At 62.8% G+C, this 24,733-nt stretch carries 21 protein-coding genes; 14 read left to right on the top strand and 7 right to left on the bottom strand.

What is annotated here, in order from left to right:
- Positions 1 to 65: 65 nt before the first annotated feature.
- Together L6D74_RS03985 and L6D74_RS03980 are read right to left on the bottom strand one after the other, a co-directional pair.
- Positions 66 to 236, bottom strand: coding sequence for a hypothetical protein (locus L6D74_RS03985; RefSeq protein WP_236187730.1), 171 nt, complete (start codon positions 234 to 236; stop codon positions 66 to 68).
- A 109-nt stretch (positions 237 to 345) separates the two neighbouring features.
- A complete protein-coding gene (locus L6D74_RS03980) occupies positions 346 to 588 on the bottom strand; it encodes an HP1242/YdcH family protein (protein WP_236187729.1) in 243 nt (80 codons plus the stop codon).
- Between the two features lie 205 nt (positions 589 to 793).
- On the opposite strand from L6D74_RS03980, the gene L6D74_RS03975 reads away from it, so the two are divergent.
- From L6D74_RS03975 to L6D74_RS03945, 7 genes are all read left to right on the top strand, one after another.
- On the top strand, positions 794 to 1,315 hold the full coding sequence (locus tag L6D74_RS03975; RefSeq protein WP_039768854.1) for a DUF4142 domain-containing protein: 522 nt from the start codon (positions 794 to 796) through the stop codon (positions 1,313 to 1,315).
- Between the two features lie 240 nt (positions 1,316 to 1,555).
- On the top strand, positions 1,556 to 2,407 hold the full coding sequence (locus L6D74_RS03970) for an STAS domain-containing protein (protein ID WP_064597079.1): 852 nt from the start codon (positions 1,556 to 1,558) through the stop codon (positions 2,405 to 2,407).
- A gap of 3 nt (positions 2,408 to 2,410) precedes the next feature.
- Positions 2,411 to 2,773: an STAS domain-containing protein gene (locus L6D74_RS03965; RefSeq protein ID WP_011334518.1), complete on the top strand. Its 363-nt coding sequence runs from the start codon at positions 2,411 to 2,413 to the stop codon at positions 2,771 to 2,773.
- Positions 2,770 to 3,174 (top strand): anti-sigma regulatory factor, encoded by a 405-nt coding sequence (locus L6D74_RS03960; protein ID WP_039768856.1) that lies wholly within the window; start codon positions 2,770 to 2,772, stop codon positions 3,172 to 3,174. The genes L6D74_RS03965 and L6D74_RS03960 overlap by 4 nt, the downstream gene beginning before the upstream one ends.
- Positions 3,171 to 4,181 (top strand): ATP-binding protein, encoded by a 1,011-nt coding sequence (locus L6D74_RS03955; protein ID WP_236188406.1) that lies wholly within the window; start codon positions 3,171 to 3,173, stop codon positions 4,179 to 4,181. Before L6D74_RS03960 ends, L6D74_RS03955 begins: the two co-directional genes overlap by 4 nt.
- Positions 4,174 to 5,049, top strand: coding sequence for a sensor histidine kinase (locus L6D74_RS03950; RefSeq protein ID WP_085646818.1), 876 nt, complete (start codon positions 4,174 to 4,176; stop codon positions 5,047 to 5,049). Before L6D74_RS03955 ends, L6D74_RS03950 begins: the two co-directional genes overlap by 8 nt.
- A complete protein-coding gene (locus tag L6D74_RS03945; RefSeq protein WP_236187728.1) occupies positions 5,039 to 6,982 on the top strand; it encodes a response regulator in 1,944 nt (647 codons plus the stop codon). Before L6D74_RS03950 ends, L6D74_RS03945 begins: the two co-directional genes overlap by 11 nt.
- 95 nt (positions 6,983 to 7,077) lie before the next feature.
- Here L6D74_RS03945 and L6D74_RS03940 read toward each other — a convergent pair whose 3' ends face one another.
- The 3 genes from L6D74_RS03940 to L6D74_RS03930 form a co-directional block, all read right to left on the bottom strand.
- On the bottom strand, positions 7,078 to 9,711 hold the full coding sequence (locus L6D74_RS03940) for an excinuclease ABC subunit UvrA (RefSeq protein ID WP_236187727.1): 2,634 nt from the start codon (positions 9,709 to 9,711) through the stop codon (positions 7,078 to 7,080).
- 28 nt (positions 9,712 to 9,739) lie between these two features.
- Complete coding sequence (locus L6D74_RS03935; protein ID WP_236187726.1) at positions 9,740 to 11,851, bottom strand: hybrid sensor histidine kinase/response regulator; 2,112 nt, start codon at positions 11,849 to 11,851, stop codon at positions 9,740 to 9,742.
- Positions 11,852 to 11,983: 132 nt separating this feature from the next.
- Positions 11,984 to 12,673, bottom strand: coding sequence for a GntR family transcriptional regulator (locus tag L6D74_RS03930; protein WP_039768861.1), 690 nt, complete (start codon positions 12,671 to 12,673; stop codon positions 11,984 to 11,986).
- Between the two features lie 140 nt (positions 12,674 to 12,813).
- Here L6D74_RS03930 and L6D74_RS03925 point away from each other — a divergent pair, with 140 nt between their 5' ends.
- The 7 genes from L6D74_RS03925 (at position 12,814) to L6D74_RS03895 (ending at position 20,241) form a co-directional block, all read left to right on the top strand.
- Positions 12,814 to 13,899, top strand: coding sequence for an ABC transporter ATP-binding protein (locus L6D74_RS03925; protein WP_085668233.1), 1,086 nt, complete (start codon positions 12,814 to 12,816; stop codon positions 13,897 to 13,899).
- 1 nt (position 13,900) lies between these two features.
- The gene (locus L6D74_RS03920) at positions 13,901 to 14,818 is read left to right on the top strand and encodes an ABC transporter permease (protein WP_007959454.1); all 918 of its coding nucleotides are present in this window, start codon (positions 13,901 to 13,903) and stop codon (positions 14,816 to 14,818) included.
- Positions 14,815 to 15,603, top strand: coding sequence for an ABC transporter permease (locus tag L6D74_RS03915; protein ID WP_064597101.1), 789 nt, complete (start codon positions 14,815 to 14,817; stop codon positions 15,601 to 15,603). The genes L6D74_RS03920 and L6D74_RS03915 overlap by 4 nt, the downstream gene beginning before the upstream one ends.
- A 15-nt stretch (positions 15,604 to 15,618) precedes the next feature.
- Complete coding sequence (locus L6D74_RS03910; protein WP_064597104.1) at positions 15,619 to 16,671, top strand: extracellular solute-binding protein; 1,053 nt, start codon at positions 15,619 to 15,621, stop codon at positions 16,669 to 16,671.
- A 218-nt stretch (positions 16,672 to 16,889) separates the two neighbouring features.
- The gene (locus tag L6D74_RS03905; protein ID WP_085646823.1) at positions 16,890 to 18,086 is read left to right on the top strand and encodes an amidohydrolase family protein; all 1,197 of its coding nucleotides are present in this window, start codon (positions 16,890 to 16,892) and stop codon (positions 18,084 to 18,086) included.
- The gene (locus L6D74_RS03900) at positions 18,083 to 19,570 is read left to right on the top strand and encodes an amidohydrolase family protein (protein ID WP_236187725.1); all 1,488 of its coding nucleotides are present in this window, start codon (positions 18,083 to 18,085) and stop codon (positions 19,568 to 19,570) included. The genes L6D74_RS03905 and L6D74_RS03900 overlap by 4 nt, the downstream gene beginning before the upstream one ends.
- An 11-nt stretch (positions 19,571 to 19,581) precedes the next feature.
- Entirely contained in the window at positions 19,582 to 20,241 is a 660-nt protein-coding gene (locus L6D74_RS03895; protein ID WP_236187724.1) for a flavin reductase family protein, read from the top strand.
- On the opposite strand, the gene L6D74_RS03890 is transcribed toward L6D74_RS03895, so the two are convergent.
- Both L6D74_RS03890 and L6D74_RS03885 read right to left on the bottom strand, forming a co-directional pair.
- Positions 20,242 to 23,340, bottom strand: coding sequence for an error-prone DNA polymerase (locus L6D74_RS03890; protein ID WP_236187723.1), 3,099 nt, complete (start codon positions 23,338 to 23,340; stop codon positions 20,242 to 20,244). It abuts the gene before it with no gap.
- Positions 23,316 to 24,731 carry a Y-family DNA polymerase gene (locus L6D74_RS03885; RefSeq protein ID WP_236187722.1) on the bottom strand — a complete coding sequence of 472 codons (1,416 nt, stop codon included), beginning with the start codon at positions 24,729 to 24,731 and terminating at the stop codon, positions 23,316 to 23,318. The genes L6D74_RS03890 and L6D74_RS03885 overlap by 25 nt, the downstream gene beginning before the upstream one ends.
- Between the last annotated feature and the right edge of the window lie 2 nt (positions 24,732 to 24,733).

Genomic DNA, 24,733 nt, shown 5'->3' with positions numbered 1-24,733 from the left:
GGCTGGCTCCCACAAAGAATTTGCATCCCAAATGTGGGAGCCAGCCTGCTGGCGATAGCGGATAGTCAGTTACTGGATCTATCGAAGGTTTCCGGGTCTTCGTCCTCCGGCACTTCCTCGCTCTTGCGTTCCTCTTCAGGATTACGGACGGTATGCGCCGGACTATTGGGCTCGGGATGGGTGGGAACCGGGTCGAATGCACCCTGTTCTTCACTGGGGAATTTTGGATCGTTCATAAGGCACCTCGTTGAGAGTCGCAATGTGAAGACTCTGAACATTCGAGGTGCCGGTCGGGGCTGTCGTTCCAGTCAATTCACCACCGCAGGCCGGTGGTGCGACTGACGGTCAGGATCGAGCCTGCAACTGCTCGACGATCTTGTCTTTGACCTGCAGGCGTTTTTCTTTCAGTTTCTTCAGGGTGTCGTCGCTCGGCGCATCCGAGGTCGCCGTCTCGGCCTTGACGACTTCGGCGTCCGCCAGGGAATACTTGTTGATCAGTGCATCCAGATGTGGATCCGCGGTGCGTCGTTGCTGGATCTCTTCCTTTGTAAGTTTCAAGTCCTGTAACAAATCATGGGTCACCGGCATGGAACACCTCCGTCAGTTGATCGGCAGCCAACGCGACCGATTGCGCTGGCCAGGTATCAGAATGGCCTCGGTTGGCCACTTCTGTCGACCACCTGTCAGACCAGCGGTGTCCGTTCGTCGCCCTTTCGCAAATGCGATAAAACCTTTGGTCGGCGAACTCCCTCCATTGAATAACGCTCACAAAAACCTGCGTGGAGAAACACCAATGGACGGATTCAAACTGCGTCATCTCTTTCTGGCCGTTGCATTGAGCACCGGCATGGGCTCGGCTTTCGCCGCTACCGACAACGATTTTGTCGACAACGCAGCGGCCGGCGGCATCGCCGAAATCGAAACCAGTCGCCTGGCGCTGGAAAAAAGCCAATCCGCCGACATCAAAGCGTTTGCCAACATGATGATCACCGACCACGGCAAGGCCAACGATGAACTGGCGACGATTGCCAAGGCCAACGACATCGAGGTGCCGGACACCACGACCCTGGTCAAACAGGCCAAGGAAAAAATACTCGAAGTTCGTGATGAGTCGTTCGACGCCGCCTATGCCAACAATCAGGTGAAGGCTCACGAAGAAACCATCGAGCTGTTCAAGAAACAAGCCAACACCGTGACCGACGACAAAGTCAAAGGCGCCACCGAACTCAAAGCCTTTGCGCAGAAAATGCTGCCGGCGCTGGAGAAACACCTGGCCCACGCCAAAGAGCTGCAGGCCAAACACCCCAGCAAGTAACCGCCAGGTACGCAAAGAGGCCGCCTCCATTGGACGCGGCCTCTTTGCGTTGGGGCTTTGTTGCAGGCAAAAGATCAGCATTCCCGGCCACGCCGACTAGAGTTACCGGTGCGTTACTTGCGGCAGATCAAAAATATCCTCGGGGGAACGAACAACTATTTCGAACGGCCAAGGTCATTCACTTCGCGCCGGTCATTTCCCGAAGAACCGGCCCCCAATTCGCAATGGAGCAACAGGCACATGGCAGCACTGCAGAACAGCACACTCGATGCGATTAAAAACAATCAGGTTCAACTGCTGGGCGAATGGATCAAGGGACTGCAAGACAGCGGCGCCACCCGCAATCTCAAAGAACACGACTTGCAGCAGCAGACCAGTGAATTCCTGCAGCTGGTGGTCAGTGGCCTGAAAAACGACAGCGGCACCAACATCACCGCGCCGGGCTGGGAAGGCATGCGCCAGTTCCTCGAAAAACTCTCCCACAGCCGTGCCCAGCTCGGTCAGGATTCCCAGCAGACCGCCAGCTTCATTTTCTCGCTCAAGGGCCCGCTGTTCGCCCTGCTGCAAAACCATTATCAGGATCAGCCCGCCCTGCTCGCCGAACAGCTTTGGGAAATTTCCGAACTCTTCGATGCTTTTGGCCTGTACACCATTCGCACGTTCCAGAAATCCCGTGAAGCGGTGATCAAGCGCCAGCAGGAAGAACTGCTCGAACTGTCGACCCCGGTGGTCAAGCTGTGGGACGGCGTGCTCGCGCTGCCGATGATCGGCACCCTCGACTCGCAACGCACCCAAGTGGTAATGGAATCGCTGCTGCAACGCATCGTCGACACCGGCTCGGAAATCGCCATCATCGACATCACCGGCGTTCCGACCGTCGACACGCTGGTCGCCCAACACCTGCTCAAGACCGTGACCGCGATCCGCCTGATGGGCGCCGACTGCATCATCAGCGGCGTGCGACCGCAGATTGCGCAGACCATCGTGCACCTGGGCCTCGACCTGCAAGGCGTGGTCACCAAAGCCAATCTGGCCGACGCACTGAAGCTGGCCCTGACCCGTCTGGGCATCACCCTCACCAAGACGGTCTGAACAATGGAACGTATCCCGATTCTTCAGATGGGTGACTTCCTGCTGGTGACCATCCAGGTCGACATGCACGACCAGCTCGCCCTCACCTTGCAGGACGACCTGTCCGAGCGCATCAGCAAGACCTCCGCGCGCGGGGTGCTGATCGACATCTCGGCGCTGGACATGGTCGATTCGTTCATTGGCCGGATGATCGGCACCATTTCCGGCCTGTCGAAAATCATGGATGCCGAAACCATGCTCGTCGGCATGCAGCCGGCGGTCGCCATTACCCTGGTCGAGCTCGGTCTGTACCTGCCAGGCGTCAGTACCGCGCTGAACGTCGAGCGCGGCATGAAACTGCTGCAGGAACGAGTACGCCAGCAATGACCGTGCGCAGCAGCGGTACCCAACCGATCAACATCGAGCAGGACGTGGTGCTGGCCCGGCAACAGGCGCGCAAACTGGCCACCGAATGCGGCATGCGCCTGATCGACCTGACCAAACTGGTGACCGCCGTCAGTGAACTGGCGCGCAACACCATGGTGTATGGCGGTGGCGGAGACATGGACTGGCAGATCCTCGACGACAACCACAAGGTCGGCCTGCGCCTGACGTTCCGCGACGAAGGCCCGGGCATTCCCGACATCAAACTGGCGATGACCGACGGCTGGACCTCCGGCAGCGGTCTGGGCCTGGGCCTGACCGGGGCAAAGCGTCTCGTGGACGAATTTGAACTGGACACCGAGCCCGGCAAAGGCACTCGCATAACGATCACCCGATGGACATGAACATCAGCGGGACATTGACCCAGGTGTTGGTGATCGAGGACAGCAGCCAGATCGGCCATGCCCGGCGTACGGCCCAGCGTCTGGCCGAGCAACACGGTTTTGGCGAAAGCGACGCAGGCCGTGTGGCGCTGGTGGCCACGGAGCTGGCGAGCAATGTGCTCAAGCATGCCGGGCGCGGGGAATTGCACCTGCGCCTGTTGCCCCGTCAGGGTGACGACGGCATCGAGATGATTGCGGTCGACCGTGCCCAGGGGTTTGATCTGGACGCGTGTCTGGCGGACGGCTTTTCCACTGGTGGCACTCAGGGCATCGGCCTCGGTGCAGTGGCTCGACAGGCGGATATCTTCGACGTATTTGCCGATCATCGCGGCGCCGTGCTGCTGGCTCGTCTGTACCCGCGCAGCGACCGTCAGGCGGATCTGCCGTATGGTGTCAGCCAGCACTCTCTGCACAACGATCCAGCCTGTGGCGACGTCTGGCATCTTGCGATTCATGGCAGTGACATCAGTGCCCTGATCGTCGACGGTCTGGGCCATGGCGAGGACGCCGAGCGTGCGGCCCGTGCAGGAGAGAAAGCCTTTGCCCTGAGCCCGTTCGGTGCGCCAACGCTGCTGATGGAAGACATGCACCGCGAGATGATCGGGAGCCGGGGCGGCGCGGTGGCATTCGCGCAGTTTCACGCCGGGCGTGCCAGTCTGTCGTTCACCGGTGTCGGTAACATCGGTGCCAGCCTGATTGCCTCCGACAAGTCGCGCGGACTGGCCTCGCACCCGGGGATCGTCGGCGGCCAATACCGAAAAGCCCAGCCCTTTGACTATGCTCACGTGAACGGACATCTATTGATCATGTACAGCGACGGCTTGCAGTCCCGTTGGAACCTTCAAGACTACCCCGGTCTGGTGCATCGCCATCCCGCCGTGATAGCCACCGTCCTGCACCGCGATTTCTGTCGTGGGCGCGACGATGTAACGGTGCTGGTCGTTGCCCTGGAGGCCGCCCATGGCTGAGTCCCCGACACTGAGCAATGCCGAACAGGCTGCGTTGATCGCCCAGTTGCAGAGCGAAACCGCTGCGTTGCGCGAAGAGCTCGACGAAACCAATCAGGGCGTGCTCGCGCTGTACGCCGAACTCGACACTCAGGCCGAACAACTGCGCCAGGCGTCCGATCTGAAAAGCCGCTTTCTGTCGTACATGAGCCACGAGTTCCGCACACCGCTGGGCTCGATCCTGAGCATCAACAGCCTGCTGGCCGACGAACTCGACGGCCCGCTCAGCCCCGAGCAGCACAAACAGGTGGCCTTCGTCAGCAGCGCCGCCCGGGAACTCAGTGACATGGTCGACGACCTGCTCGATCTGGCGAAGATCGAGGCCGGACGCATCAGCATTTCTGCGGCGTGGTTCGACATGTTCGACCTGTTCGCGGCGTTGCGCGGAATGTTCCGGCCGATTGTCGACGCCACCGCCGTCGACCTGATTTTCGAGGAGCCGGTAGGCCTGCCGCGTCTCTATACCGACGACAAGAAGCTCGCGCAGATTCTGCGCAACTTCATTTCCAACTCGCTGAAATTCACCACCCGTGGCGAAGTCCGGATCTCGGCGCGCCTTGAAGGTGAGGACAAGGTGCGGTTCGCCGTCAGCGACACCGGCATCGGCATCGCCCCCGAACTGCACGGCACGTTGTTCGAGGACTTTTCACAGGTTGACTCTCCTTTGCAAAAACGCCTGCGCGGCACCGGGCTCGGATTGTCCCTGTGCAAACGCTTCGCCGAATTGCTCGGTGGCGAGGTCGGCGTCCAGAGTACCCCGAGCGTGGGTTCGTGCTTTTTCGTGATCATCCCGTTGGCGATCGCCCAGGAGAGCGTCGATGAAACATGACATCCGTCTGTTGATTGTCGACGACAACGTCGCGACCCGTTATGCCTTGCGCCGACGGCTGGAACGCCACGGCTATGAGGTGTCAGAGGCCGGCACCGGTGGCGAAGGCCTGGCGTTGATCGCCAGTGAAAAGCTCGACGCGTTGATTCTCGACGTCAACCTGCCGGACATGAGCGGCTTCGATATTGTCCGCGAACTGCGCGCCGACGCGCGCACCGCCCTGCTCCCGGTGATCCACGTGTCGGCCGCGTCGATCCAGACCGGCGACATCATCACCGGCCTCGATGCCGGGGCCGATGCGTATCTGATTCACCCGGTCGATCCCGATGTGCTGCTGGCAACATTGCGCACCCTGCTTCGGGTGCGCGACACGGAGAACGCGTTGCGCGAAAGCGAGGCGCGTTTCCGCGAGATCTTCGTCAACATCTCCGCGCCCATCGCGGTGCTGGATGCCGACCTGAAAGTCCACGAGTGCAACCACGCTTTCTCCCAACTGATCCAGGACAACCGCGACCCGCAGACCCTCAGCGAATGCTTCGCCGAGGATCAGAGCGCGATCCTCGACGAACTGCGCCTGCGGCTGGTGGATGGCGAACGCTGGAAAGGCACGCTGAACATGCGCGTGCAGGGCGAGATCCGTGAGACCGAGTGGCAAATTTCCCCCTACCGCACCCCGAAACTGAACCTGGTGTTCGTCGAAGACGTCACCGAACACCGTCACCGCGAACGTTCGCACCTGGCGCGACTGGACGACACCACCACGCAACTGGCCAAGGAAGTCGCCGACCGGGTACGCGCCGAATCGCAACTGCTGCAAGTACAGAAAATGGATGCGCTGGGCAAACTCACCGGCGGCATCGCCCATGACTTCAACAACTTGCTGACCGGGATCATCACCAGCCTCGAACTGATCCAGAAACGCGTCGCCGATGCGCGCCCGGACAAGGTCCAGTTCTATGCCGAAGCGGCCCTGAGTTCGGCGATGAGCGCGGCCTCGCTCACCCATCGCCTGCTGGCTTTTGCCCGCCAGCAACCGCTCGACACCCGTCCGGTGGACATCAACAAGCACGTCCGCTCGCTGGAAGAATTGCTGGTGCGCACCATCGGCGAACGCATCGCCCTCAAACTGGAAATGACCACCAAACCTGCCATCGCGCTGGTCGATCCGATCCAGCTCGAAAGCGCAGTGCTCAACCTGGTGATCAACGCCCGGGACGCATTGCCACGGGGCGGCAATATCTGGGTCAGCACTTACGCGGCGTATTCCCACGGCGACCCGAACCTCGCCGATGGTTCCTATGTGGCGCTATCGGTGCGCGATGACGGTACCGGCATCGAGCACAGCGTCATCGATAAGGTGTTCGAGCCGTTTTTCACCACCAAACCGCTGGGCCAGGGCACCGGGTTGGGGCTGTCGACGATCTACGGTTTCGCTCGTCAATCCGGTGGCGATGCGCACATCCGCAGCGTGGCGCGACGCGGCACCGAAGTGACGATCATGCTGCCGGCCACCAGTGATCCGACCGCTGTCGATGTGGCCCCGGTGACCATCGATCCGCAAGGCTCGGGCGAGCATGTGTTGATCGTCGAAGACATGCCGGCCGTGCGCCTGTTCGTCACCGAAGTGCTGGAAGACGCCGGCTACCGCTGCACCCAGGCGGCCGATATCGAAACCGCGCTGGAGCGCTTGCAGAACGACTCGTCGATCGACCTGTTGCTGACCGACGTGGGCCTGCCACGCATGACCGGCCGTGAACTGGCGGACGTTGCCCGGGGCTGGCGTGAAGCGCTGCCGATCCTGTTCATGACCGGTTACGCGGAAACCGCGATCAACCGCCAGGTGTTCCTCGGGGCCGGCATGGAGATGCTGGTCAAGCCGTTCCAGATCCGCGAACTACTCGACAAAGTCCGTCGCACGCTCGACGGCACCTGATACACCGCCATCGCCAGCAGGCTGGCTCCCACATGGAAAACCAGCAACCTGTGGGAGCCAGCCTGCTGGCGATGACGATATTCGACACGCTACGGCTAGCGGCTGAGAGCACGAGAAAGAAACGGCGCAGTCCGGCTCTTCTTGCTCGCCGCCACTTTCTGCGGCGTCCCGGCCACGACGATCTGGCCGCCCTGATCCCCCGCGCCCGGGCCGATGTCGATCACCCAGTCGCTCTGCGCCACCACGCGCATTTCATGCTCGACCACGATCACCGTGTGCCCCGCCGTCACCAGCGTATCCAGTTGCTCCAGCAAGCGGTCGACATCGCGCGGGTGCAACCCGGTGGTTGGTTCATCCAGCACATACAACGTCGCCCCGCGCTGGTTGCGCTGCAGTTCGGTGGCCAGTTTGATGCGCTGGGCTTCGCCGCCGGACAACTCGGTCGCCGGTTGCCCGAGGCGCAGGTAACCGAGACCGATGTCGCGCAGCACCTCTAGCGAACGGCGGATCGCCGGTTGCTCGGCAAACACCGTCACCGCTTCGTCCACCGTCAGTTTCAGCACCTGCGCGATGCTCAAGCCCTGCCAGAGGATGGCCAGGGTTTCGGGGTTGTAACGCGCGCCGTGACAGGTCGGGCACGGTGCATAAACGCTGGGCATGAACAGCAATTCGACACTGACAAACCCCTCGCCTTCGCAGGTCGGGCAGCGACCCTTGGCGACGTTGAAGGAAAATTGCCCGGCGTCGTATCCCGCCGCTTTCGCCTCATCGGTCGCGGCAAACAGCTTGCGCACGTTGTCGAACAGCCCGGTGTAGGTCGCCAGATTCGAACGCGGCGTGCGGCCGATGGGTTTCTGATCGACCTGCACCAGACGCTTGATCGACTCCAGCCCGGCGCTGACCTGGCCGGTGCTGGCAGACGGGGTATCGTCTTCCAGATTGAGCTCTTCCGGCTCGGCGTCACTGACGCTGCGCCCGAGTTGTGCGCCGACCAGTTCCAGCAGCGCCTGGCTGACCAGACTGGATTTGCCCGAACCGGAAACACCGGTGACCGAGGTGAAACAGCCCAGGGGAAATTCGGCGCTGAGGTTATTCAGGTTGTTGCGAGTGACACCGTCGAGCTTCAGCCAGCCCGACGGTTTGCGCGCCGTACGGGTCGACCTTTGCTGTTCGGCGAACAGATAGGCGCGGGTCTGCGAGTCCTCGATCGCGGCCAGCCCCGGTGGCGGGCCACTGTAGAGAATCTGCCCGCCCTTTTCACCGGCCGCCGGGCCGACGTCGATCAGCCAGTCGGCCCGGCGCATGGTGTCCAGATCGTGCTCGACCACAAACACGCTGTTGCCGTCGGCCTTCAGGCGCTGCAAGGCTTCGAACAGCGCCTCGCCGTCAGCCGGGTGCAGGCCGGCGGAGGGTTCGTCGAGCACGTAGATCACGCCGAACAATTGCGAGCCCAATTGAGTGGCCAGTCGCAGGCGTTGCAATTCGCCGGACGACAGGGTCGGCGTGCTGCGCTCCAGCGCCAGATATCCGAGCCCGAGATCGGTCAGGGTGCTGACCCGCTCCAGCAAGTCCTCGGCAATGCGCTGCGCGGCCAGGCGTTTTTCCAGCGACAGGTTCGGCGTATGGCGCACGTCCGGCGCGTTGGCGTGGCCGCTGGCGCCATGGGCCACGCGCTGCTGGCGGGCTTCGCGGGTCTGGCTGTGGGTCAGGGTTTCACCGCTTTCATCGGCGTGTTCCAGCCAGCTCGCGTCCGCCACCGGCTTCAAGACTTCGGCGACTTGCAGCAGCGGCATGCGCGACAACTCGCCGATGTCATGCCCGGCAAACGTCACCGACAGCGCCTCGCGCTTGAGGCGCTTGCCATCGCACAGCGGGCAAAGGCTGCCGATCATGAACTGCGACACGCGCTTCTTCATCAGCGCACTTTGCGAATGGGTGAACGTGTGCAGGATATAGCGCCGGGCGCCAGTGAAGGTGCCTTGATAGCTCGGTTCCATGTTGCGCTTGAGGGCGACGCGGGTCTCTTCCGGCGTCAGCCCGGCGTACACCGGAACGGTCGGTGTTTCCTCGGTGAAGAGGATCCAGTCACGCTGTTTTTTCGGCAGCTTGCGCCACGGGATATCGACATCGATGCCCATGGTCACCAGGATGTCGCGCAGGTTCTGCCCCTGCCAGGCCAGCGGCCAGGAGGCCACGGCGCGCTGGCGGATGGTCAGATTCGGATCGGGCACCATCAACGCCTCGGTGACCTCGTAGACCCGGCCGAGTCCATGGCATTGCGGGCACGCGCCTTGTGGCGTGTTCGGTGAAAAATCCTCGGCATACAGCATTGGCTGACCCGGCGGATAGCTGCCGGCGCGCGAGTACAGCATTCGGATCAGGCTCGAGAGCGTGGTGACGCTGCCCACCGACGAGCGTGTGCTCGGCGTGCCGCGCTGTTGCTGCAGGGCCACGGCCGGCGGCAGGCCTTCGATGGAATCGACGTCCGGCACGCCGACCTGATCGATCAGCCGCCGCGCATAGGGCGCCACCGATTCGAAATAGCGCCGCTGGGCTTCGGCATACAGCGTCGAAAACGCCAGCGACGACTTGCCCGAACCCGACACCCCGGTGAACACCACCAGTGCATCGCGAGGAATGTCGACGTCCACGTTCTTCAGATTGTGTTCACGGGCACCGCGCACGCGAACCATGCCGGCGGCAGAACTGGAATTGCGTCTGGAAGTCATCGGCCAGCCTTGGTCAGGGGATTGGAGCTCAGGTGCTGAGCACGGAACGGATCATCTGCAGCAATGCTTCGGGGCCATAGGGCTTGCCGAGCAAATGGGTGTCGGGGCTGAGCTGGTGGTTGCGCGAGATGATGTCGCGGGTGTGGCCCGAGGTGAACAGCACGGCCACCGGCGGCATTTGCACCTTGGCCCACGCCGCCAGATCGGAGCTTTTGATAAGACCGGGCATGACCACGTCGGTGAAGATCAGGTCGACCCGCGCGCCTTCCATCAACATCTGCATGGCCGCATCGCCGTTGCCGGCGATCAGCACGCGGTAGCCTTCTTCGCGCAGCAGCTCGACGGCCGAGGTGCGCACCGCTTCGTTGTCTTCGACCACCAGGATCGTCTCGTGACCGCCCGCCTGCTGATGATTGACGCTCGGCGAGTCATCGAGCACGGGGCGCAGGCTGCGTGGAAAGTACAACTGCACCCGTGTGCCTTCGCCGATCCGACTGTCGATCTCGACATGCCCGCCGCTCTGCTTGACGAAGCCGAACACCATGCTCAAGCCCAGGCCAGTGCCCTGGCCATCGGCCTTGGTGGTGAAGAACGGTTCGAACACCTGCTCGAGCATGTGCGGGGCAATGCCCACGCCGCTGTCACTGACCGAGACCCGAACGAAATCCCCCGGCACGATGCCCTTGCCCGAACAGAACGCCCGGTCCAGTGAGAGGTTGGAGGCGCCGAGCACAATCGTGCCCTCGCCCTTCATGGCGTCCCGGGCATTGATCGCCAGATTGAGAATGGCGTTTTCCAGTTGATTGCGGTCAACGTTGATGTGCCAAGGCTCAACAGGCAGTTGCACGTCGATCTGAATGGTTTCGCCCAGCGCCCGTTGCAGCAACTCGCCCACGCCTTCGAAGATCTGGCGGGGGTTGCACACCGCCGGCGACAGCGGCTGACGCCGGGCAAACGCGAGCAGTTGCGAAGACAGCTTGGCGCCGCGCTCCACCGCCGCCAGCGAGGCGCTGACACGACGCTGGACGTTGGCATTGTCCGGTTCATGGCGAGCCAGCAGGTGCAGATTGCCGGCGATCACTTGCAGCAGGTTGTTGAAGTCATGGGCCACGCCGCCGGTGAGGCCACCGATGGCTTCGAGCTTCTGCGACTGACGCAATTGCTCTTCGGCGGCGAGGCGCGCCTCGACTTCATCCGCCACCCGCTGTTCGAGGTTGCGGGTGAACTTGAGCAGCGATTCCTCGGCGGTCTTGCGCTCGTGAATATCGATCAGCACACCGGGGAAACGGAACGGCCGGCCCTGCTCGTCGAATTCGCAAGCACCGCTGGCGAGCACCCACAGACAACTGCCATCGGCACGCACCACCCGGTACTCGGCGTTGTAGGGCTCGCCGGTACGCACCGAATTCTCCACGCACTCCTGTACCCAATTACGGTCGTCCGGATGAATGTGCGCCTCGGCGATATGCTGCGGCAGGTTGCTCAGGTCTTGATCAGGCGGGTAGGAAAATGTCCGGGCAAAACGCTCGTCGGCCGACAGCACGTTGTTTCTGACGTCCCAGACAAACGAGCCGAGCAATGCCCCGGCATTCAGTGCCAGGCGCACCCGCTCGTTGTCGGCGCGATAGGCATCTTCAGCGGCCTGGCGCAGACGCTCGGACAACACCAGTTCAGTGGTTTCCACCACCATCGCCATCACGCCAGAAGGCACGCCGGCATCGTTGGCCACCGGGCTGTAATACAAATCGAGCCAGACGTCCTCGGGCACGCCGTCGCGCAGCAACACCAAGACCTTGTTGCGGTATTCCAGGGTGCCGCCGGCCAGACAGGTGTCGACCACATGCCGGTTGAAATCGGCCACCTCCGGCCAGCCCAGTTCCACCGGCGATCCGAGCAGGTACGGATGTCGGCCACCGGCGAATCGCGAATAGGCGTCGTTGTAGATCATGTAACCGGCATGACCCCAGAGCATGACCATCGGCAGCGGCGAGGCCAGCATCAGCTGGACCGTGCTGCACAGGCTGGCCGGCCAGGTTTCGAGGGGGCCCAGATCAGTCCTGCTCCAGTCAAACGCACGAATGCGCCCGGCCATCTCGCCTTGCCAGCCGTCACACCCATGGCTATCGGATAAAAACTGCATCAGCTGCTTCAACGCCTTGTAGTGGGTTCGGTTCTATCGCCGCGCGTTCAAACGCCACGCCCGTCTGTTTCGAGCGTGTCGGGCAGCGATGGTTTCATTAGAGGTATAGCCGATTTCACCTGCACTCGACGCTCACACTCCGATCAGGTGTTTGAGCGGGTGGTAGCCAGTCTTCATTTTCGCAGCGACGTCGAGGATCGCCTTCTGGATGCCGTCCAGGTGCATGCAGGTCAGCTCGATCGCGGCGCTCTGATTGCCGGCCTCGATGTACTCGATCAGGCGCAGGTGCTCGTCATCACGGCAGGCTTCGTGGCTGTCGTCATCCAGCGCGGCGGCGTACAGCGAGGCGCGGGAAATCAGCTTCTGGAACCAGTCGAGCAGTACCGGGTTGTTCAGGCTACGGGCGAGTTTGATGTGGAACTCGCCGAGCAGGTGAATCAGTCGCTCGTGGTCGCCGGCTTCGTGAGCTTCGTCTTCCAACAGCAGGTGGTCGCGCAAATCCTGCATCGCCGCAGAGTCCTTGCGCCGGCACAGTTCGGTGACGATGCCGATCTCGATCAGGCGCCGGGTTTCGAACAGCGAACGGATCTCTTCATCACTGGGCAACGATACCGATGCACCTTTATTGGGCTCGGTGGTGACCAGTCCGTCGGCCTCCAGTTGCTTGAGCGCAGCGCGAACCGACGTGCGGCTGACATTGAACAATTCCGCCAGCGAGGCCTCGCCCAGCTTCATCCCCGGACGCAGCGAACGCTTGCTGATCGCCTCGTAAACCCCTTGGTAGACGCGGTCGACCGTGGTTTCCGTTTTCTTCTCGGTCATTCCAAAACTCCTTCAATGCTGGCAACGCTGCCCGACGAACGACTCAGTCAGGGAAATGGGGGGTTGCGCCAGCAGATTAATCCGGGTATTTCTAAATTGCATTCAGATATTGCATACAATAATTAGAGGATTGCACCATTATGGGTCAACCAATAGCCATTGAAGTGCGTAACGTATCCAAGCGGTATTCTGATGACCCTGGCCTCGCGCCTGCCCTCGACAACGTGTCGGTGAACATCGCCGACAACGAGTTTTTCACCCTCCTCGGCCCCTCGGGCTGCGGCAAGACCACCCTGTTGCGCACCATCGCCGGTTTCGAACACGTCAGCGACGGCGAGATCCGTCTGGCGGGCGAAACGGTCAATCACCTGCCGCCGTTCAAGCGTCGGGTCAACACGGTGTTCCAGAGTTACGCGCTGTTTCCGCACATGAGTGTCGCGCAGAATATCGCCTTCGGCCTCGAGATGCAGGGTCTTGATCGCAAGACAATTCCGGGACGGGTCGATGAAATGCTCGCGCTGGTGCAGATGGAGCACCTGGCCGGGCGTAAACCGGCGGAATTATCCGGCGGCCAGCAGCAACGTGTCGCGCTGGCCCGGGCCCTGGCGCCGAAGCCGAAAGTGCTGTTGCTCGACGAGCCGCTGTCGGCGCTGGACCTGAAGCTGCGCAAGGAAATGCAGGTCGAACTCAAGCGCGTGCAGCAGGAAGCCGGGATCACCTTCATCTTCGTCACCCACGATCAGGAAGAGGCCTTGACCCTGTCCGACCGGATCGCGGTGATGTCCGCCGGCAAGATCCTGCAGATCGGCACCCCGACCGACATCTATGAACGCCCGCAGCACCGTTTCGTCGCCCAGTTCATCGGCGACATCAATTTCCTCCCCGGCGAACTCAAGCGTGGCGACCACAACGAAAACCTCTTCGTGCCCAGCGGCATGCCGGTGGAAATCCCCTGCCCGCCGCAAGGCGTCAGCGGCAGCAGCGTGCAACTGGCGTTTCGTCCCGAACGTTCGCAACTGGTCGCGGCGGATCAACCGCATCACCTGCGCGGGGTAATCGAGGCGGTGCTGTATGTCGGCACCGCGACGCTGTACCAGTGCCGTTTGAACAACGACATCAAAGTCATGCTGCGGGAAAACAACGAAGGCCTGAACCGTGGTCGTGCAGTCGGCGAGCCCGTGGCGGTGCACCTGCCGCCCCAAGCCTGCCTGCTGATGGAGGCCTGAGATGAGCGTCAGCAGCACTTCCCCCTCTCTCAACCGCGCGCTGTTACTCAGCCCGGTGGTGTTGACCCTGCTCGCCCTGATCGCCATTCCGCTGGGCATCATGGGCTACATCAGCCTGTTGCCGCGCAACACCTACGGCGGCGTCGACTGGCAGGCCCAATGGCAACTGCAAAGTTACGTGCAGCTGTTTTTCCAGGAAGGTTTTGACGGCGAACTGGAGCTGAACTGGGTCTACGCCCAAGCGCTGTTGCGTTCGGTGTTCCAGGCCGGCGGCACCACCGTGCTGTGCTTCCTGTTCGGGTTTCCGGTGGCGCTTTGGATGTCGAGCCTGACCCCACGTCGGCGCAACTTGATGGTGTTGCTCATCACCATTCCGTTCTGGACCAACCTGCTGATCCGCAACTACGCGTGGCTGATCATCCTGCGCGAACAGGGCTGGGTCGCCCAAAGCCTCAACGCGCTGTTCCCGAGTGCCGGCGGCATCACCCTGCTGTACAACGACTTCGCGGTCAGCGTCGGTCTGGTCTACAGCTTCTTGCCGTTCATGATCCTGCCGATCTACTCGACCCTGGAAAAACTCGACTGGCGCCTGGTGGAAGCCGCCTATGACCTGGGCGCCAACCGCTGGCATGCGCTGCGGCGGATCATCCTGCCGCTGTCGATGCCCGGCGTGATTGCCGGTGCGTTGCTGGTGTTCGTGCCGAGCCTCGGCGCCTTCATCACCCCGGCGATCCTCGGCGGCGGCAAGACCCTGATGATCGGCAACCTGATCCAGCAGCAATTCGGCACCGCACGCAACTGGCCGCTGGGCAGTTCGCTGTCGTTCCTGCTGCTGGGGATTCTGCTGTTGTCACTGGTGCTCTACGCCCTGTACAGCCGCAGCGCGGCGAAAACCCTGAACCGGGGAGCGAAAGCATGATCTCTCTGCACCTGAAAAAACTCCCGGCGACCCGGGAAATCAGCCTGCTGATCCTCGCCTATCTGTACGTGCCGATCCTGGTGTTGATCGCCTACAGCTTCAACGCCAACCGCTCCGCGACGGTGTGGACCGAGTTCTCGTTCGCCTGGTACGGGCGGATCCTGGCCAACCCGTCGATCCAGACCGCAGCGCTGAATTCGATCATCGTCGCGACCATCGCCACAGTCTGCGCCACGGCGATTGCACTGCTGGCGGCGCTGGCGACCTACCGGCCGTTCTACGGGCAGAAAATGGTCGAAGGCGGGATCAACCTGCCGCTGATCCTGCCGGAGATCGTCACCGCCGTGGCCACCCTGCTGCTGTTCATGGCGCTGGGCATCAAGCTCGGGCTGATGACGGTGATCGTCGCGCACATCGGCTTCTGCATTCCGTTCGCCTACCTGCCGATCCGCGCGCGGCTCAACGATCTGGACAAGAGCCTGCTGGAAGCCGCCAACGACCTGTATGCCAATCCGTGGCAGGTGTTTCGCCGCGTGACCTTGCCGCTGCTGTGGCCGGCGGTGCTGTCCGGATCGGTGCTGGCGTTCGTGGTCAGCCTCGACGATTTCATCATGACCTTCTTCGTCGCCGGGCCCGGTTCGACCACGTTGCCGGTGTACATCTTCTCGGCGATCAAGGCTGGCGTAACACCTGAAATCAACGCGATTTCAACCCTGATGCTGGTGATTTCCATCGTGCTGGTGGTGCTGGCCTTCTGGCTTGGCCAACGCGGCAAACAACAATAAACCTGGAGCGCGCTCATGAAAGTGAAAAACATGCGTCTGGCAGTATCCGGTCTGGCCCTGAGTTGTTTCACCGCGTTCGGCGCCCACGCCGCCGAGCCCAAGCAATTGTTCTTCTACAACTGGACCGATTACTACCCGGTGGACTTGCTGGCCAAGTTCGAAAAGGAGACCGGGATCAAGGTCACCATGGACGGCTACGACAGCAACGAAACCCTGCTCGCCAAGTTACAGGCCGGCGGCGCCGCGTATGACGTGATCGTGCCGTCGCAGTCGATCATGCAGACGCTGATCAAGCAGGACCTGCTGTTGGAAATCGACGCCCCGACCCTGAGCAACTTCCAGTACGTCAAAGGCCCGTTCCGCGACCCGAGCTTCGACCCGGGCCGCAAGTTTTCGGCGCCTTACCTGTGGGGCACCACCGGGTTTTCCTATGACAGCGCACGGGTGCCGGGCGGCAAGCTCGATGATTCGTGGAAAGAGTTCTTTGAGCCGCGCAAGGAACTGCAAGGCCAGCTCGCCGCCCTCGACACCTCCAGCAGCGTGATCAATGCCGCCAGTCATTACCTGAACGTCGACGAATGCACGGAAAACCCGCAGGACGCCAAGCGCATCCTCGAGCTGCTGCAAAAGCAGAAACCGTTTTTGAAGATGTACAGCTCCGACAATACCGTCGACCGCATGGCCTCGGGCGAAGTGATCATGATGCAGAACTGGAACGGCTCGACGGCCCGCGCCACGTTGCAGAAGAGCACGATCAAATACGTGTACCCGAAAGAAGGCCTGGCGATGTTCCAGGACAACTTCGCCGTACCCAAAAGCGCGCCGCATCCGGGCAACGCCAAGATCTTTATCGACTGGATGATGAAACCGGAAAACGCGGCGGCCGTGTCCAACGCGATTGCCTATGCCAACGGCATTCAGAGCGATCAGTTGCTGGATGCGAAATGGAAGGTCATGGACGCGATCAACATGCCCGAGGAGTACGCCTCGCGCCTGCGCCCGGAGAAGGAATGCAGCAACAAGGCGCGGGAGCTGCAGGATCGGATCTGGTCGAAGCTTAAGGGTTGATCCGAAACCGCAGCCCTCACCCTAGCCCTCTCCCAAAGGGAGAGGGAACCGATTGGGGAATATTCAAGAAATACACCGACCTGAACGTTTTGCTCTGAATCCATAATCGACTCGGTTTCTCAGGTCGGCGTAGTACCTGAGACGACTCGGTCGGTCCCCTCTCCCTCCGGGAGAGGGCTAGGGTGAGGGGAAAAATCCAAAGAACAAACGAGGTTCCAATGACTGCCCCCCGCTGGCTCAGAAACATCCGCCCCTACGGCGCCCCCGCCGAAGACCTGCTGATCGAAAACGGCAAATTCACGCAACGCCGCCCGGCCTCCAATGCTCCGCTGGCCGCCACCGACATCGACGGCCAGAACCAGCTCCTGACCGCCCCGCTGGTGGAAAGTCACGTCCACCTCGACAAGACCCTCTACGGCCAACCCTGGCGCCCGAACAGCGCCGGCCCGACGCTCAAGGACTACATCAGCAACGAGCGCCGCGTCCTGCGCGAAGTCAAAGCGCCGATCGCCGAACGCGCCGGCGCCCTGCTGGAGAACTGCATCGCCCGGGGTTCGCTGACGATGCGCTGCCACGTCGACATCGACCCGGAATTCGGCCTGCGCCACGTCGAGGCCATGCAACAACTGCGCGAAACCTACAACGACCTGATCGACCTGCAACTGGTGGTCTTCCCGCAAACCGGCCTGATCAGCCGCCCCGGCACTGCCGAACTGATGCGTGAAGCCATGGCCCTGGGCGTGGAAAACGTCGGCGGGCTCGACCCGTGTGGCATCGACAACGACCCGATCGCGCAACTGGATTTCGTGTTCAAACTGGCCAGCGAATTCCAGCGTGGCGTCGACATTCACCTGCATGACAAAGGTGAACTGGGCCTGTGGCAGATCGCCCGGATCGCCGATTACACCGAGCGTTTCAACCTGCACAACCGGGTGATGATCAGCCACGCCTATTGCCTGGGCATGCTGCCGTGGAGTCAGGTCAAACCGGTCGCCGAACGCCTTGCTGCACTGGGCATTTCGCTGATGAGTTCGGCGCCGGCCGATTGCGCCGTTCCACCCTTCCTGGCGCTGCGCGAGACCGGCGTCAACGTGTGCCTGGGCTCCGACGGCATTCGTGATGCGTGGTCGCCGATGGGCAATGGCGACATGCTGGAACGGGCAATGCTGCTGGCGTTTCGTTTTGATCTGGGCAAGGACGATGAACTGGCGGCGGCGTTCGACGCGGCGACGGTCAACGGTGCGCGCGCATTGGGGATCGAGGATTACGGCTTCGCCATCGGCCGACCGGCGGACTTTCTGCTGATGCCGGTCGAAACCCTCGGTGAAGCGGTGGTCGCGCGGCCGGTGCGTCAGGTCTATCGCGGCGGCGAACTGATCGCCAGCGGCGGTCGTTTGCTGGGCAGCCGTCTGTGAAACGCATCGGCCTGAAGGCCGGTTGCGTGGTCGGTTTCGACGGCACGCAACATGTGCTGTGGCGCGACGGCGAAGTGGTGTTTGCTGGCTCGCGCATCGAATTTGTCGGGCGCGGTTACCAAGGCCCGGTGGATCAGTGGATCGACTACGGCAACGCGCTGATCGGCCCCGGTTTCATTGACCTGGATGCCCTCGGCGATCTCGACTCCACCGTGCTGACCCTGGACAACGGCGACGAACGCGCCATGGGCCGCATGTGGTCGGCGGAGTATCTGGCGGCCGGCCCGCACGAGTCGTTCAGCCCCGAGGAAGAGGTCTTCAAATACCGCTACGCCTTCACCCAGTTGATCCGCAACGGCATCACCACGGCCATGCCGATCACCTCGATGTACTACCGCGAATGGGCGGAGACCTACGACGAGTTCGCCGCGGTCGCTGACGTGGCGGGCGAGTTGGGCCTGCGTACCTATCTCGGCCCCTGCTACATGAGCGGCATGAGTTACTGGCGCGCCGACGGCACCCTCGCCCATCACTGGGATGAGGCTCGGGGCCTGGCGGGACTGGACGCGGCCGAACGGTTTTTCAAGGATTTCGATGGCGCCCACGCCGGGTTGATTCGCGGCGCGCTGCTGCCGGATCGCATCCAGACCTGCACGCCGAAACTGCTGCAACGCACATCCGCCTTGAGCCGCGAACTGAACGCACCGATGCGTCTGCATTGCTGTCAGGCGCCGGGGGAAGTGGCGATGGTCGAACAGTTGCGCGGCACCACGCCGCTGGGCTGGTTGCAGCAACTCGACCTGCTCACCCCGCGCAGCCTGCTGCCCCACGGCCTCTACACCTCGGGCGATGACGACTTGCAGCGGGTCACTGATGGCGGCGCCAGTCTGGTGCACTGCCCGCTGGTGTTCGCCCGTGACGGCGAGGCGCTGAATTCGTTCGGCCGCTATCGCGCCAAAGGCATCAACTTCGCCCTCGGCACCGACACCTGGCCGGCAGACCTGCTGGAGAACATGCGCCACGGTTTGAACATCGCCCGGCTCATGGAAGGTGGTCCATCGCTGACCAGCAGCCTCGACCTGTACAACGCCGCCACCCTCGGCGGCGCCAAGGCGCTGGGCCGTGACGACCTCGGTCGTCTGGCCCCCGGCGCCAAAGCGGATATCACCGTGTTCAACCTGCGCGGTCTGCATCTGGGCCCGCTGTTCGATCCACTGAAAAACCTGCTGCTGGCCGGACGCGGCGACGACTGCATCGCCAGTTACATCGACGGTCGCTGCGTGATGCACAACGGTCAGGTCATCGGCGTCGACTACCCCTCTCTGCAACGCCAGGCCCAACGCCAATACGAAAAACTGATGCGCAGCCACAGCGACCGGGCCTTTGGCCGACCGGATTGGAAAACCCTGTTCCAGCCGGCCATTGCGTTCGCCGACGACTACAGCGCCGAAGCGCCGTTGAGCGCCATCGACCCCCTTCTTTAGAGAACACTGCCATGCACAGCTTCGACTTCAGCCAACTGAGCCCACGGGAAAAGTACAAGATTCTGATCGGCAGCGTGGTGCCGCGCCCGATTGCACTGGTCACCACCATCGACGGCGAAGGCCGGGTCAATGCCGCGCCGTTCAGCTTCTTCAATGCCCTGTCGGCAGATCCGCCCATTCTCGCGCTCGGCGTCGAGAACTACGGCGACCAGAGCCCGAAGGACACCACGCGCAATATCCAGATGAATCAGGAGTTCACGGTCAACATCGTCAACGATGCACTGGTGGAAGCCATGAACGTCTGCGCCGTGCCGTTTGCGCCGGGCTTCGATGAGTTGACCGCTGCCGGCCTGACAGCAATCCCCGGCATCTCGGTCAAATGCCCGCGAATCGGCGAAGCACCGGTGGCGCTGGAATGCCGACGGATGATGGCGCTGAACATCGGTCAGTCCCGGGAGATCATTTTTGGCGAGGTGTTGATGGCGCATGTGCGCGACGAGTTGATCGACCCGAAAACCCTGTACATCGATCAATTGGGGCTGGATGCGATCGGGCGCATGGGCGGGCATGGTTATGCGCGGACCCGGGATTACTTCGATCTGCCGACCCGCTCGTTGCAAGCGTGGACGGAAGCGCCGGGGGGTGGCGAACGGTTCTGGCCACAGCGCTGATCAGTGGAAGTCGCGGCTCTGTACGCGGATGCCGTTGAGCAGCGGAGTCAGATCGCTCAGGCGTCCGGCAATCAGGTGCCGCACCTCGCCTTCACGCTCCCAGCGGCCATCGACCTTGAGCAGTTGTGAGCCCACCAGCACCTGACGCTGACGCTCGGCCAGATCGCGCCAGACCACCACGTTGACGTTGCCGAACTCGTCTTCGAGGGTCACGAAGGTCACGCCGCTGGCGGTGCCCGGTCGCTGGCGACCGGTCACCAGCCCCGCCACGCTGACCGGCCGACCATGCTCGACTTCCAGCAACTCCCGGGAACTGCGGCAGCGCCGTGCCCGCAACTCGTTGCGCAACAACGTCAGCGGGTGCGGCCCCAGCGTAGTGCCCAGTGTGGCGTAGTCGGTGAACAGATCTTCGCTGACACTCGGCGTCGGCAGCAGCACATCCGGCTCTTCCTGACTCGGCAACCCGGCAAACAATCCGAGCTGTTTCTGCACCCCGGCCACTTCCCAGCGTGCCCGATGACGATGACCGGCCAGACCGCGCAATGCCCCGGCATCGGCCAATAGCGCCTGAGCGCGACTGTCGAGCCCGGCCCGTTCGCCCAGATCGGCGACATCGGCAAACGCACCCCTCGCCCGCGCGCTTTCAATGCTGCGCGCATCCTCCTCGCGAAAGCCCTTGATCATCCGCAGGCCCATGCGGATGGCCGGTTGCTCGCCGGTGATCGGCTCCAGGCTGCAATCCCAGTCACTGGCGCGCACGTCCACCGGGCGGATCTGCAAATGATGCCGGCGCGCGTCCTGAAGAATCTGATCCGGGCTGTAGAACCCCATCGGCCAACTGTTGATCAGCGCGCAGGCGAACGCCGCCGGTTCGTGGCACTTGAGCCAGCAACTGGCATAGGTCAGCAAGGCAAAACTGGCAGCGTGGGATTCAGGGAATCCGTAACTGCCGAAGCCCTTGATCTGCTCGAAGATCTGCGCGGCGAATTCCGGGCTGTAGCCGTTTTTCTTCATGCCGGCGGCCAATCGCTCCTTGTGCGGCTCCAGCCCGCCGTGGCGCTTCCACGCGGCCATGGAGCGGCGCAACTGGTCGGCCTCACCGGGGCTGTAGTCGGCGGCGACAATGGCGATCTGCATCACCTGTTCCTGAAACAGCGGCACGCCGAGGGTACGCTTGAGCACCACTTCCAGTTCCGGGGACGGATAGGTTTCCTCTTCCTCCTTGTTCCGGCGGCGCAGGTACGGATGGACCATGCCGCCCTGGATCGGCCCCGGCCGGACGATGGCCACCTCGATCACCAGGTCGTAGAAGGTTTGCGGGCGCAGGCGCGGCAGCATCGACATCTGCGCCCGGGACTCGATCTGGAATACGCCGATGGTGTCGGCGCGGCTGATCATGTCGTACGTGGCGCGATCCTCGGCCGGAATCGTCGCCAGGCTCAGCTTCTGGTTACGATGACGGCGCAGCAGATCGAAACAGCGGCGGATCGCGCTGAGCATGCCGAGGGCGAGGATATCCACCTTGAGCAGCCCGACGGCGTCGAGGTCGTCCTTGTCCCACTGGATGATGGTGCGGTCGGCCATGGCGGCGTTTTCCACCGGCACCAAAGTGTCCAGCGGTTGCTCGGAAATCACGAAACCACCGGGGTGTTGCGACAGGTGCCGGGGGAAGCCGATCAGTTGCCCGGTCAGGCTCAGCACCCGGTGCAGCAGCGGACTTTCCGGGTCAAAACCGCCTTCGCGCAGGCGCTCCACGGGCGGCGTGTCATCGCTCCAGTGGCCGCAGCAGTCGGCCAGCGCATTGATCTGGTCCGGCGGCAAACCCAGCGCCTTGGCCACATCGCGGATCGCGCCGGAAGCGTGGTAGGTGCTGACCACCGCGGTCAGCGCCGCACGACGGCGGCCATAACGCCGGAACACGTATTGCAGGACTTCTTCGCGGCGTTCGTGCTCGAAATCCACGTCGATGTCCGGCGGCTCGTTGCGCTCCCTCGACATGAAACGCTCGAACAGCAGCGTGGTGCGGTCCGGATCGATCTCGGTGATGCCCAAGGCAAAACACACCGCCGAGTTGGCCGCCGACCCCCGGCCCTGACAGAGGATTTTCTGCTCACGGGCGAAGCGCACCACGTCGTGCACGGTGAGGAAGTAGCTTTCGTAGCCGAGTTCGGCGATCAGCTTCAGTTCATCGTCGATCTGCTTGAGTACCTTGGGTTGTGCGCCTTTCGGCCAGCGCCAGGCGATGCCTTGCTCGGTCAGGTGGCGCAGCCAGGAACTGGCGCTGTGCTCTTCAGGCACCAGCTCTTTGGGGTATTGATAGCGCAACTCGCCCAGATCGAAGGTGCAGCGGCGAGCCAGATTCACCGACTCGTCCAGCAAGGTCTGCGGATACAACTCGCGCAACACATCGAGACTGCGCAAATGCCGCTCGCCATTGGGGTGCAGGCGCAATCCGGCTTCCGCTACCGGGACGTGGTGTCGGATCGCGGTCATGGTGTCCTGCAAGGCCCGGCGACCACGGGCGTGCATGTGCACATCGCCGCTGGCCACCGCTGGAATCTGCAGTTCATCCGCCAGACTCAGCAGTGCGGCCAGCCGTTGCTGATCGTTCTGCCCGCGATGCAACTGCACCGCCAGCCACAGCCGTTCACCGAACGCCTGTTTCAGCCAGCGGCCCTCTTCCTCCTCATCGACCGAATCCGGCACCCACAGCACCAATAGCCCCGGCAGCGGTTCGCTGAAGTCCTCGCGCAGTATTTGATACTGGCCTTTCCGGGTTCGCCGTCGAGCCTGGGTGATCAAACCGCACAACGCCTGATAACCCTCGATGTTCTCGACCAGCAACACCAGTTTCGGGCCGTTCTCGATGCGGATTTCGCTGCCGATGATCAGCGGCAGCTCCACGGATTTGGCCGCCTGCCAGGCACGAACGATCCCGGCCAGGGTGCATTCATCGGTGATCGCCAGTGCCTGATAGCCGTGTTTTTTCGCCCGCTGGAACAGCTCCAGTGCACTGGACGCCCCGCGCTGGAAGCTGAAGTTCGACAGACAGTGCAGCTCGGCATAACCCTGGCTCACGCGAACCAGCCCTGCAGCCACAACGGGCCGCCCTCACCCACTGATCGGTACGCCCAGCCTTGCTGGCCGGCGCGGTTCTGGATCAGGTAATAGTCGCGGCGCACGTCGTCACCGTCCCACCAGCCGGACTCGATCCGTTCCGGGCCCATGAGGATGCGCGCCGAACCTTCCGGCACGGACTGCGGTTCGCCCAACAACCAGCCCGGACGCTGCACGCCCGGCAATGCAGGACAACGCTGTTTGTCATCGGCGCTCTGCCACGCGCACTCCGGTCGATGATCGGCCTGAAAGCGCAGGCCCTGCACCGCCTCATCCCCCAGCCGCGCGCGCAGGCGTTCGCGCAATTGTTCCCAGGGCAAGGTCTGCTGCGGACGGTCGTCGAACAGCTCCTGAAACTGCGGCACGAAACTCGGCAGATCCTCGGCGCGCAAACGAAAACCGCGCACCGGGGCTTCGACCTGCACCTGCTCCAGTCGACCACGGGCCAGCTCGAACAGCATCGCCGGATCGCGCTCGGCGCTGAGCAGGCCGACCTTGATCAGCGTGTCCGGCAACCCGGCGTGTTCCAGATGCAGATCGAAGCGCTGCACGCCGCTGTCGCGCCCGCACAAAAACGCCGCCAGATCGGACGTCAGGCGGCGCAATGGAAACAGCAGCGCCTGATGGGACTGCACGTCGAAATTGAGTTCGATGCGCACGTCGAAGCGATCTGGCGGCAGGTAGAACGCCAGCGCCAGCGGCCGTGCGCCGAACAGCGTGTCCAGGTGCTTGAGCATCGGCGCCTCGAAACGCCGGGCCAAGGCCTGACGCGGCAGGTTCTGCACCTGATGGAGGTTGCGCAGGCCCATGCGCGACAACGCCGTGGCCACGCTCGGTTCAAGCCCGATGCGGTCGACCGGCAATTGTCCGAGGTGATGGCGCAGGGCTTCACCGTCGGGCACCACCAATCCGTCGTAGGCGTTGGCCAACACCCGCGCCGCCACCGGATTGGGCGCGGCGACGATGCGATGACGAAAACCCAACTCGGTCAGCTCCGTGCGCAACCGCGCCTCGAACTGCGCCCAGGAACCGAACAGCCCGAGGCTCGATTCGATCTCGAACACCACGGTGCGCGGATAATGCACGCTGACCTGGGCGCTGAAACGATAGGCCCAGGCGGCGAGAAACTGCTGCCAGTGCTCGACCTCGGCCGAATCGTAATCGACGGTGGCGAACCCTTTGCTCATGGCCTGCGCGGCGGTCATCGACTGCCCCGGACGCAAGCCCAGTGCCCGCGCCGCCGGGTTGACCGCTTGCAGCACCCGGCGCTGGGCCGGGCCGCTGAGCAGCGCCAACGGTTGCTCGGGATCGGGGCGCTGACGCAGCACGGCGTCGAGAGCCAATTGCGGGAACAGAATGCAAACCCAGCGCATGG

This window comes from Pseudomonas pharyngis, from assembly GCF_021602345.1.
GTDB classification, from domain to species: Bacteria; Pseudomonadota; Gammaproteobacteria; order Pseudomonadales; family Pseudomonadaceae; genus Aquipseudomonas; species Aquipseudomonas pharyngis.
The sequence above is the reverse complement of the archived record's forward strand: the minus strand, read 5'-3'. Positions and strand labels throughout refer to the sequence as shown.

Bases quoted from the DNA above. Each gene is read 5' to 3' on its own strand.
- L6D74_RS03950 (WP_085646818.1), top strand. From the start codon at position 4,174: ATGGCTGAGTCCCCGACACTGAGCAATGCCGAACAGGCTGCGTTGATC.
- L6D74_RS03975 (WP_039768854.1), top strand. From the start codon at position 794: ATGGACGGATTCAAACTGCGTCATCTCTTTCTGGCCGTTGCATTGAGC.
- L6D74_RS03925 (WP_085668233.1), top strand. From the start codon at position 12,814: ATGGGTCAACCAATAGCCATTGAAGTGCGTAACGTATCCAAGCGGTAT.
- L6D74_RS03915 (WP_064597101.1), top strand. From the start codon at position 14,815: ATGATCTCTCTGCACCTGAAAAAACTCCCGGCGACCCGGGAAATCAGC.
- L6D74_RS03980 (WP_236187729.1), bottom strand. From the start codon at position 588: ATGCCGGTGACCCATGATTTGTTACAGGACTTGAAACTTACAAAGGAA.
- L6D74_RS03910 (WP_064597104.1), top strand. From the start codon at position 15,619: ATGAAAGTGAAAAACATGCGTCTGGCAGTATCCGGTCTGGCCCTGAGT.
- L6D74_RS03985 (WP_236187730.1), bottom strand. From the start codon at position 236: ATGAACGATCCAAAATTCCCCAGTGAAGAACAGGGTGCATTCGACCCG.
- L6D74_RS03970 (WP_064597079.1), top strand. From the start codon at position 1,556: ATGGCAGCACTGCAGAACAGCACACTCGATGCGATTAAAAACAATCAG.
- L6D74_RS03955 (WP_236188406.1), top strand. From the start codon at position 3,171: ATGAACATCAGCGGGACATTGACCCAGGTGTTGGTGATCGAGGACAGC.
- L6D74_RS03930 (WP_039768861.1), bottom strand. From the start codon at position 12,673: ATGACCGAGAAGAAAACGGAAACCACGGTCGACCGCGTCTACCAAGGG.
- L6D74_RS03945 (WP_236187728.1), top strand. From the start codon at position 5,039: ATGAAACATGACATCCGTCTGTTGATTGTCGACGACAACGTCGCGACC.
- L6D74_RS03965 (WP_011334518.1), top strand. From the start codon at position 2,411: ATGGAACGTATCCCGATTCTTCAGATGGGTGACTTCCTGCTGGTGACC.
- L6D74_RS03940 (WP_236187727.1), bottom strand. From the start codon at position 9,711: ATGACTTCCAGACGCAATTCCAGTTCTGCCGCCGGCATGGTTCGCGTG.
- L6D74_RS03920 (WP_007959454.1), top strand. From the start codon at position 13,901: ATGAGCGTCAGCAGCACTTCCCCCTCTCTCAACCGCGCGCTGTTACTC.
- L6D74_RS03905 (WP_085646823.1), top strand. From the start codon at position 16,890: ATGACTGCCCCCCGCTGGCTCAGAAACATCCGCCCCTACGGCGCCCCC.
- L6D74_RS03885 (WP_236187722.1), bottom strand. From the start codon at position 24,731: ATGCGCTGGGTTTGCATTCTGTTCCCGCAATTGGCTCTCGACGCCGTG.
- L6D74_RS03960 (WP_039768856.1), top strand. From the start codon at position 2,770: ATGACCGTGCGCAGCAGCGGTACCCAACCGATCAACATCGAGCAGGAC.
- L6D74_RS03895 (WP_236187724.1), top strand. From the start codon at position 19,582: ATGCACAGCTTCGACTTCAGCCAACTGAGCCCACGGGAAAAGTACAAG.
- L6D74_RS03935 (WP_236187726.1), bottom strand. From the start codon at position 11,851: ATGCAGTTTTTATCCGATAGCCATGGGTGTGACGGCTGGCAAGGCGAG.